This window comes from Corallococcus sp. AB030 (assembly GCF_003668965.1).
Classification (GTDB): Bacteria; Myxococcota; Myxococcia; order Myxococcales; family Myxococcaceae; genus Corallococcus; species Corallococcus exiguus.
The window spans coordinates 1-7340 of record NZ_RAWQ01000321.1 but is presented as its reverse complement, the minus strand read 5'-3'; the positions used below and the strand labels follow the sequence as shown (position 1 = coordinate 7340).

At 69.5% G+C, this 7340-nt stretch carries 8 protein-coding genes; 7 read left to right on the top strand and 1 reads right to left on the bottom strand.

Going from position 1 to position 7340, the window contains the following annotated elements:
- From D7Y15_RS45005 to D7Y15_RS41100, 6 genes are all read left to right on the top strand, one after another.
- Positions 1–435: protease (locus tag D7Y15_RS45005; RefSeq protein ID WP_121755993.1), on the top strand; the 435-nt coding region annotated here is incomplete at its 5' end.
- A 116-nt stretch (positions 436–551) separates the two neighbouring features.
- The gene (locus D7Y15_RS41115; protein WP_120580894.1) at positions 552–1658 is read left to right on the top strand and encodes an isopenicillin N synthase family oxygenase; all 1107 of its coding nucleotides are present in this window, start codon (positions 552–554) and stop codon (positions 1656–1658) included.
- Between the two features lie 72 nt (positions 1659–1730).
- Positions 1731–3017 carry an MFS transporter gene (locus tag D7Y15_RS41110; protein WP_121755992.1) on the top strand — a complete coding sequence of 429 codons (1287 nt, stop codon included), beginning with the start codon at positions 1731–1733 and terminating at the stop codon, positions 3015–3017.
- 184 nt (positions 3018–3201) lie between these two features.
- Complete coding sequence (locus D7Y15_RS45000; RefSeq protein WP_158629206.1) at positions 3202–3375, top strand: hypothetical protein; 174 nt, start codon at positions 3202–3204, stop codon at positions 3373–3375.
- Positions 3376–3418: 43 nt separating this feature from the next.
- Positions 3419–3988: a class I SAM-dependent methyltransferase gene (locus D7Y15_RS41105; RefSeq protein ID WP_121755991.1), complete on the top strand. Its 570-nt coding sequence runs from the start codon at positions 3419–3421 to the stop codon at positions 3986–3988.
- A 42-nt stretch (positions 3989–4030) separates the two neighbouring features.
- Positions 4031–5662 (top strand): fumarate hydratase, encoded by a 1632-nt coding sequence (locus D7Y15_RS41100; RefSeq protein WP_121755990.1) that lies wholly within the window; start codon positions 4031–4033, stop codon positions 5660–5662.
- Between the two features lie 32 nt (positions 5663–5694).
- Here D7Y15_RS41100 and D7Y15_RS41095 read toward each other — a convergent pair whose 3' ends face one another.
- Entirely contained in the window at positions 5695–6753 is a 1059-nt protein-coding gene (locus tag D7Y15_RS41095; protein WP_233597530.1) for a type IV pilus twitching motility protein PilT, read from the bottom strand.
- A 251-nt stretch (positions 6754–7004) separates the two neighbouring features.
- On the opposite strand from D7Y15_RS41095, the gene D7Y15_RS41090 reads away from it, so the two are divergent.
- Positions 7005–7298, top strand: coding sequence for a FruA-associating protein, FapA (locus tag D7Y15_RS41090; protein ID WP_120558715.1), 294 nt, complete (start codon positions 7005–7007; stop codon positions 7296–7298).
- Positions 7299–7340: the final 42 nt, after the last annotated feature.

Below are 7340 nucleotides of genomic sequence, written 5' to 3'. Positions count from 1 at the left end.
AAGCTGGAGTGCGCCCTCAGCGTCCACCCGAAGGCGAAGGCCGGCGAGTCCATTGAAGTCCTCTTCAAGCTCACCAACCGCTCGGAGTCGCCCGTCTGGGTGCTCAAGTGGCAGACGCCGCTGGAGGGCATCCTGGGCACGGTGTTCCAGGTCACCCGCGACGGCGAGGAGATGCCGTACCAGGGCCCCATGGTGAAGCGCGCGGCCCCGGGCGCGGACAGCTACGCGGCCATCGCCCCGGGCGCCACGGTGGAGAACACGGTGGAGGTGACGCAGGCCTGGGACTTCAAGAAGCCGGGCACGTACCGCATCAGCTTCCGCGACGCGCTGATGGACGTGGCCACGCGCAAGGAGGACGTCCCCCGCGCCGGCGGCGAGTACCAGTCCACGCCCGTGACGTGCGCCCCCGTGGACGTCACGGTCGCCGCGCGCTGAGGGGAGCCGTGAGTCCGCAGGAGGGGACCTCTTCCGGATTTCCCTGGAACGAGGAGGGCAGGCAGGCACGGTCCCCCTCCTCAGCCGGGCCCGGGCGCGATACACCTGGGCCCACCATGGCGGACACCCCCACGATGAACATCCCGACGGTCGACCTGCTGGACCTAGCGTCGGGTGAACCGGCGCGCCTGGAGCGCGCCGCGGCGGCCCTGCGCGAGGCCTTCGGCGTCTTCGGCCTCGTGTTCGTGAAGAACCACGGCGTGGACGCGCCGGCGCTGGAGCGCTTCTACGACGCGTTCTCCGCCTTCGTGGCCCGCCCGGACGCCCAGAAGCGCCCCCTGGGCCGCGCGGACCTCTGGTACCAGCGCGGCTGGACGCCTCCCAACACGGAGGTCGCCGTCGCCAGCAACGGGCAGCCGGACTTCAAGGAGTGCTACTTCGCGGCGCCCACGCCCACCGACCCGCAGTCCGCCATGGAGTTCCCGGAGCTGTACCCGGAGAACATCTGGCCGGACGACGCGCCGCCCTTCTTCCAGGAGGGCCTGCTCACCATGGGCACCGCGCTGCACGAGGCCGGCCTCAAGCTGCTGCGCGGCGCCGCCCTGGCGCTGAACCTGCCGCAGGACACCTTCACCGCCTCCTGCGAGAAGGCGCCCCACGTCACGCGCGCGCTCCAGTACCTGCCGCTGGGCCCGTCCCAGGTGAACACCGGCATCCTCTGGGGCGAGGAGCACACCGACTTCAACCTGCTGACGCTGCTGCCCGGAGGCCGCTTCCTGGATCCGGAAGGCCGCCCCGCGCCGAAGCCGGATGACCAGAGCGGCCTGTACCTGCGCACGCGCGCGACGCCGGACGCGCCCAATGGCGCGATGGTGCGCGGCACCGCGCCCGCGGGCTGCATCGTGGCGCAGGTGGGCCAGCAGTTGGAAATCCTCACGGGCGGCACGTTCCTCGCCACGCCGCACGTCATCACCGCGCCGGGCGTGCCGGGGTGGCAGCGCCAGTCCGCCGCGCACTTCATGCACGTGCACACCAGCCAGGTGCTCTTCCCGCTGCCCGGCTTCCGCACGCCGGAGGCGGTGGCCAACTACGCGCCGCCGGTGCTCGCGGGCACGTACGACATCAAGACGCTGGTGGACATCGGCCTCGCGCCGCCCGCCGCGCTCGACAAGCTGGGCTACCGCCACTACGACCGGCTGAACAAGATGCGCGCGACCACATAAGGCGCGCCGGGGCCGTGCGCCCCTTGTCGCTGGCGCAAGGGGGACGGGCTGCGTTACAGCGCAGCCCACTCCATGGCCGATACCCCCTCCGTCCTCGCCAGCTCCGTCTTCCGTCACCGCGACTTCCGGCTGTATCAAATCGCCCGTCTGTGCGCGGTGCTCGCGGCGCAGATCGAGTCGGTGGCCATCGGGTGGCAGGTGTACGAGCTCACCGGCAGCGCGCTCGCGCTGGGCTACACGGGCCTGGCCCAGTTCGTCCCCTTCCTCGCCTTCAGCCTGCTGGGCGGACAGGTGGCGGACCGCTACGACCGCCGCCGCATCCTGGCCATCTGCCAGGGCGTGATGCTGGTGTGCAGCCTGCTGCTCCTGTCCTTCACGCTGGGCCACGTCACGGACGTGCGGTTCGTCTACGGCGTGCTGGTGCTGTTCGGCACCGCGCGCGCCTTCTACGCGCCCGCGGGCTCCGCGCTCACGCCCTACCTGGTGCCGCCGGAGGAGCTGACGCGCGCCGTGGCGGTGAACTCCACCACGTGGCAGGTGGCCACCATCGCCGGCCCCGCCGTGGGCGGCCTGCTCTACGGGTGGCTGGGCGGCAAGGGCGTGTACATCACGTCCGCGTCGCTGTGCGCGCTCACCATCGTGTGGATCCTCTCGCTCAAGGTGCGCACCGGCAGCGCGTCGCGCGAGCCCATCTCCCTGACGACGCTCGTCGCGGGCCTGCGCTTCGTGCGCCAGAAGCGGCTGCTCCTGGGCAGCCTCACCCTGGACCTCTTCGCGGTGCTGCTGGGCGGCGCGGTGGCGCTGTTGCCCATCTACGCGCGCGACGTGCTGCAGACCGGCCCGTGGGGCCTGGGCCTGTTGCGCAGCGCTCCGGCCGCGGGCGCGGCGGTGGTGGCGGTGCTGCTCGCGTTCCGTCCGCTGGGCGGCCACGCCGGGTGGAAGATGTTCGGCGCGGTGGCGGTGTTCGGCGCGGCCACGCTGGTGTTCGGCCTGAGCAGGTCCCTGCCGCTGTCGCTCGTGGCGCTCGCCATTGGCGGGGCGGCGGACATGGTGAGCGTGGTGGTGCGCCACACGCTGGAGCTGGTCTCCACGCCGGACGACATGCGCGGCCGCGTGGGCGCGGTGAACATGATGTGCATCGGCGCCTCCAACGAGCTGGGCGAGTTCCGCGCGGGCTCGCTCGCGGAGGCCCTGGGCGCCGTGCACGCGGTGGTGATTGGCGCCGTGGGCACGCTCATCGTCGTGGGCCTCTGGGCCTGGCTCTTCCCGGAGCTGCGCAACGTGGACCGGCTGGAGTCCGCCGCCCACCGCCCGCCCCGCCCTGAACAGGACTCCACCGAGTCCGCGCCCTCCGTCTGAGGCCCTCGAGCGCCGGGTGAAAAACCAAGGCGCGCGAAGGTTTGACGCCGGGTGAGGGAGCTGTTGCCTGGGCGGCCACCGGCTGACTGCACCTGTGGCCAGGAAGGATACAAGCGGGGCCTTTCAGCCCCCACCTTCCGAGGAGGGTCGCCGCTGGTATGGTCCGTGCTTGGACCCACGTCCCATGGCGTACTACTTCCACGTGCTGGCACTCTGCGTAGGGGCCGCTCTTTGCCTCGTCCTGGGCAGGGCGCTCTTCGAGCCTGACGCGCCCGCTCCTGTCCCCGTCACCACCCAGACGGACCCGGGCGCGCCCCGCGTGGTCCGCATGGACGCCGGCAACCACCCTCGCAAGTAGGGCCCCACGCCGGGGCGTCCCCGCGCGATGATGCGCGCTGACCGTGAGCGAGACCGGCTCCTTCCTTCTCTTCCTGCTGCTCTGGGCGGTGCTCCTCGTGGGGGTGCTGTCCATCGTCGTCTCCACGCTGCGCACCGGCGCGCCGCCCATGCCCAGCTCGCCCCGGGTGCGGCGGGCGCTGTTGGCCATGCTCCCGGCGGACACCCGGGGCACCGTGTTGGACCTGGGCTCGGGCTGGGGCGACGTGGCCTTCAACCTGGCGGACCACTGCCCCCAGGCGCGCATCGTCGCGTACGAGCTGTCCTGGTTGCCGTGGCTCTTCAGCCGGCTGCGCCAGCGGCTCTTCCCCCGCCCCAACCTCACGCTGCTTCACGGGGACTTCTTCGCCGCGTCCTTCCAGGACGCAACCTGCGTCGTCTGCTACCTGTCCCCGGGCATCATGACGCGCCTGGCGCCCCGCTTCGCGGCCGAGCTGCCGGAAGGCGCTCGCATCCTGAGCCACACCTTCGGGCTTCGCGGCTGGACGCCCGTGCGCAGCGTGCGGCTCCAGGACCTCTACCGCACGCCTGTCTACCTCTACGAAGTGCCGCCCCGCGCGCCGCCCCGTGAGTAGAGTCCCCGCCCGTCCACCCCTTCTCGAAGAGACCCTCCCGCGATGAGTGACTTCCAGTTCCAGGACATGCTGCCACTTGGCAAGGACGAGACGCCCTACCGCCTGCTCACGAAGGAGGGCGTCTCCACGTTCGAGGCCGGCGGACGCAGCTTCCTCCAGGTGGAGCCGGAGGCGCTCACGCTGCTCACCCGCGAGGCCATGCGGGACATCTCGCACCTGTTGCGCCCGGGCCACCTGCGGCAGCTGGCCAACATCCTCCAGGACCCGGAGGCGTCGTCCAACGACAAGTTCGTGGCGGTGGAGCTGCTCAAGAACGCGAACATCGCCGCGGGCGGCGTGCTGCCCTCCTGCCAGGACACCGGCACCGCCATCGTGATGGGCAAGAAGGGCCAGTACGTCCTCACCCGCGGCGGCGACGAGGCGGCCATCTCCAGGGGCGTGTTCGACACGTACCTCACAGCCAACTTGCGCTACTCGCAGATGGCGGCGCTGGACATGTACAAGGAGGTCAACACGGGCAACAACCTGCCCGCGCAGATCGAGCTCTACGCGACCGACGGCGACGCCTACAAGTTCCTCTTCATGGCCAAGGGCGGCGGCTCCGCGAACAAGAGCTACCTCTTCCAGGAGACGAAGGCCGTCCTCAACCCGCAGAGTCTGCTCGCGTTCCTGGAGCAGAAGATCCGCGCGCTGGGCACCGCCGCGTGCCCGCCGTACCACCTGGCCATCGTGGTGGGCGGCACGTCCGCGGAGTTCGCGCTGAAGACGGCGAAGTACGCCTCCGCGCGCTACCTGGACACGCTGCCCACGTCCGGCAACGCGCTGGGCCGGGGCTTCCGCGACGTGGAGCTGGAGCAGGAGGTGCTCAAGCTCACCCAGCGCACCGGCATTGGCGCGCAGTTCGGCGGCAAGTACTTCTGCCATGACGTGCGCGTCATCCGGCTGCCCCGCCACGGCGCGTCCTGCCCGGTGGCCATCGCCGTGTCGTGCTCCGCGGACCGCCAGGCGCTGGGGAAGATTACCCGCGACGGCGTCTTCCTGGAGGCGCTGGAGACGGACCCAGCGAAGTACCTGCCGGAGACCACGGACACGGACCTGTCCGGCGACGTGGTGAGGCTGGACTTGAACCGCCCCATGAGCGACCTGCGCGCGGAGCTGTCGCGCTACCCCATAAAGACGCGCCTGTCGCTGTCCGGCTCGCTGGTGGTGGCGCGCGACATCGCGCACGCCAAAATCAAGGAGCGCCTGGACCGGGGCGAGGGCATGCCCCAGTACCTCAAGGACCACATGGTCTATTACGCGGGCCCGGCGAAGACGCCGGAGGGCTACGCGTCCGGCTCCTTCGGCCCCACCACCGCGGGCCGCATGGACGCGTACGTGGATCAATTCCAGGCGGAGGGCGGCAGCTTCGTGATGCTCGCCAAGGGCAACCGCTCCCCGGCCGTCACGGAGGCCTGCAAGAAGCACGGCGGCTTCTACCTGGGCTCCATCGGCGGCCCGGCCGCGCGCCTGGCGCAGGACTGCATCAAGAAGGTGGAGGTGCTGGAGTACGCCGAGCTGGGCATGGAGGCCGTGTGGAAGATCGACGTGGTCGACTTCCCCGCCTTCATCGTCGTGGATGACAAGGGCAACGACTTCTTCGCGAACATCAACAAGCCGTCCGCGAAGAAGTAGGCCGCGAAAAAGTCACCTTCCGGCGCGCGCTCTCAGTCGAACTCGAGCGCGCGCTGGAAGTCCGCCGGGTTGGAGGCCGCGCTCTGCGCCGTCTCCAGCGTGATGTCGCCCGCGCGGTACAGCTGCGTCAGGTGCTGATCGAAGGACTGCATGCCGAACATGTCGCGGCCCTTCTCGATGACGTCCTTCAGCTCCGAGGCGCGGTCGTCCCGGATGTACTGCTCCACCGTCTTCGTCTGCACCATGATCTCCAGCGCCACCGTGCGGCCTTTGCCGGTGGCCTTGGGCAGCAGGCGCTGGGAGACGGTCGCCTTGAGCGAGTCCGCCAGGCGCATGCGCACCATGGTCTGCTCCTCCGCGGGGAACACCGACACCAGGCGGTTGATGGTGCGCGACGCGTCCGTGGTGTGCACCGTGGACAGCACCAGGTGGCCCGTCTCCGAAGCCTTCAGCGCGATGTCGATGGTCTCCGTGTCGCGCATCTCGCCCACCAGGATGACGTCCGGGTCCTGACGCAGCGCCGCTCTCAGCGCGATGGAGAAGTTCGCCGTGTCCGGGCCAATCTCCCGCTGGGAGATGGAGGACTTCACGTTCTTGTAGATGAACTCGATGGGGTCCTCGATGGTGAGGATGTGCAGGCTCTCCGTGTGGTTGATGTGGTTGATCATCGACGCCAGCGTGGAGCTCTTGCCGGACCCCGTGGCCCCCGTCACCAGCACCAGCCCGCGCTCGTTGCCGGCGATGGTTTTCAGCACCTGCGGCAGGCCCAGCCCGTCGATGCTGGGAATCTCATCCGGGATGATGCGCAGGATGCAGGCCAGCGAGCCGCGCTGCCGGTAGATGTTCACCCGGAAACGCGCCACGCCCGGCAGGCTGTAGGACGAGTCGCATTCCTGCACACTGTCCACCTGCGCCTTCACCAGCGGATCGTTCATCACGTGCAGCGCGACCTGCTTCGTGTGATCAGCCTGGAGCTTTTCCATCTTCAACGGCCGCAACACGCCGTTCACCCGGTAGATGGGCGGATCCCCAGGGCGGAAGTGGATGTCCGAAGCCCCGTTCTGGACGCCAACGGTGAGCAGCTTGTTCAAGGTGTTCAGGTCCAGGTAATCCCTCTCACTTCACGAATGGAGCGGAGGATTCTAGGAGAAGGGCACCCAATTCCTCCATGGTTGCAATGTGGGAAGCATTCCCCAGCCTCACTGTACTAAGTTTTCCCGCAAATCAAGGAAGGCGAGTACCCCGGGGGATGAAGGAACTGTCCTCGACTGCTCACCAGTGGCCGTCTTCCTGCCCAGGTGGCCCGGATGCCCTGCCCGGAATCCGTGGCGAACATCCGGGCATGAACGCACAAACCGAGCAGGCCCCCCACTATGAAGAGCTGTCCTCCGCTGACTACGCCGCCCTGGAGGTGTGGGATCCCACCCAGGTGGTGATTACGCCGCGCATGGCGGCCCGGCTGTGGTTGCAGACCAGCCTGCGGCTGACCCGCGCCCAGAAGGAGCTGCACGACGCCATCTTCGCCAACGACGCGAGTGAAGCGGCGAAGGACCGCTATGCCGAGGCCCGCGCGGAGCTGGACTCGGCGGAGGCGTGGGCCCTGCACGTGGCCCGCAACATCCCTCGCCACCGGTAGTCGGAAGTACCACCTCCACCCCCCCCGGACGTGGCACACGGG

Excerpts from the sequence above, each read along its gene's own strand:
- D7Y15_RS41115 (WP_120580894.1), top strand. The coding sequence starts at position 552 with ATGGCGGACACCCCCACGATGAACATCCCGACGGTCGACCTGCTGGAC.
- D7Y15_RS41110 (WP_121755992.1), top strand. The coding sequence starts at position 1,731 with ATGGCCGATACCCCCTCCGTCCTCGCCAGCTCCGTCTTCCGTCACCGC.
- D7Y15_RS45000 (WP_158629206.1), top strand. The coding sequence starts at position 3,202 with ATGGCGTACTACTTCCACGTGCTGGCACTCTGCGTAGGGGCCGCTCTT.
- D7Y15_RS41100 (WP_121755990.1), top strand. The coding sequence starts at position 4,031 with ATGAGTGACTTCCAGTTCCAGGACATGCTGCCACTTGGCAAGGACGAG.
- D7Y15_RS41090 (WP_120558715.1), top strand. The coding sequence starts at position 7,005 with ATGAACGCACAAACCGAGCAGGCCCCCCACTATGAAGAGCTGTCCTCC.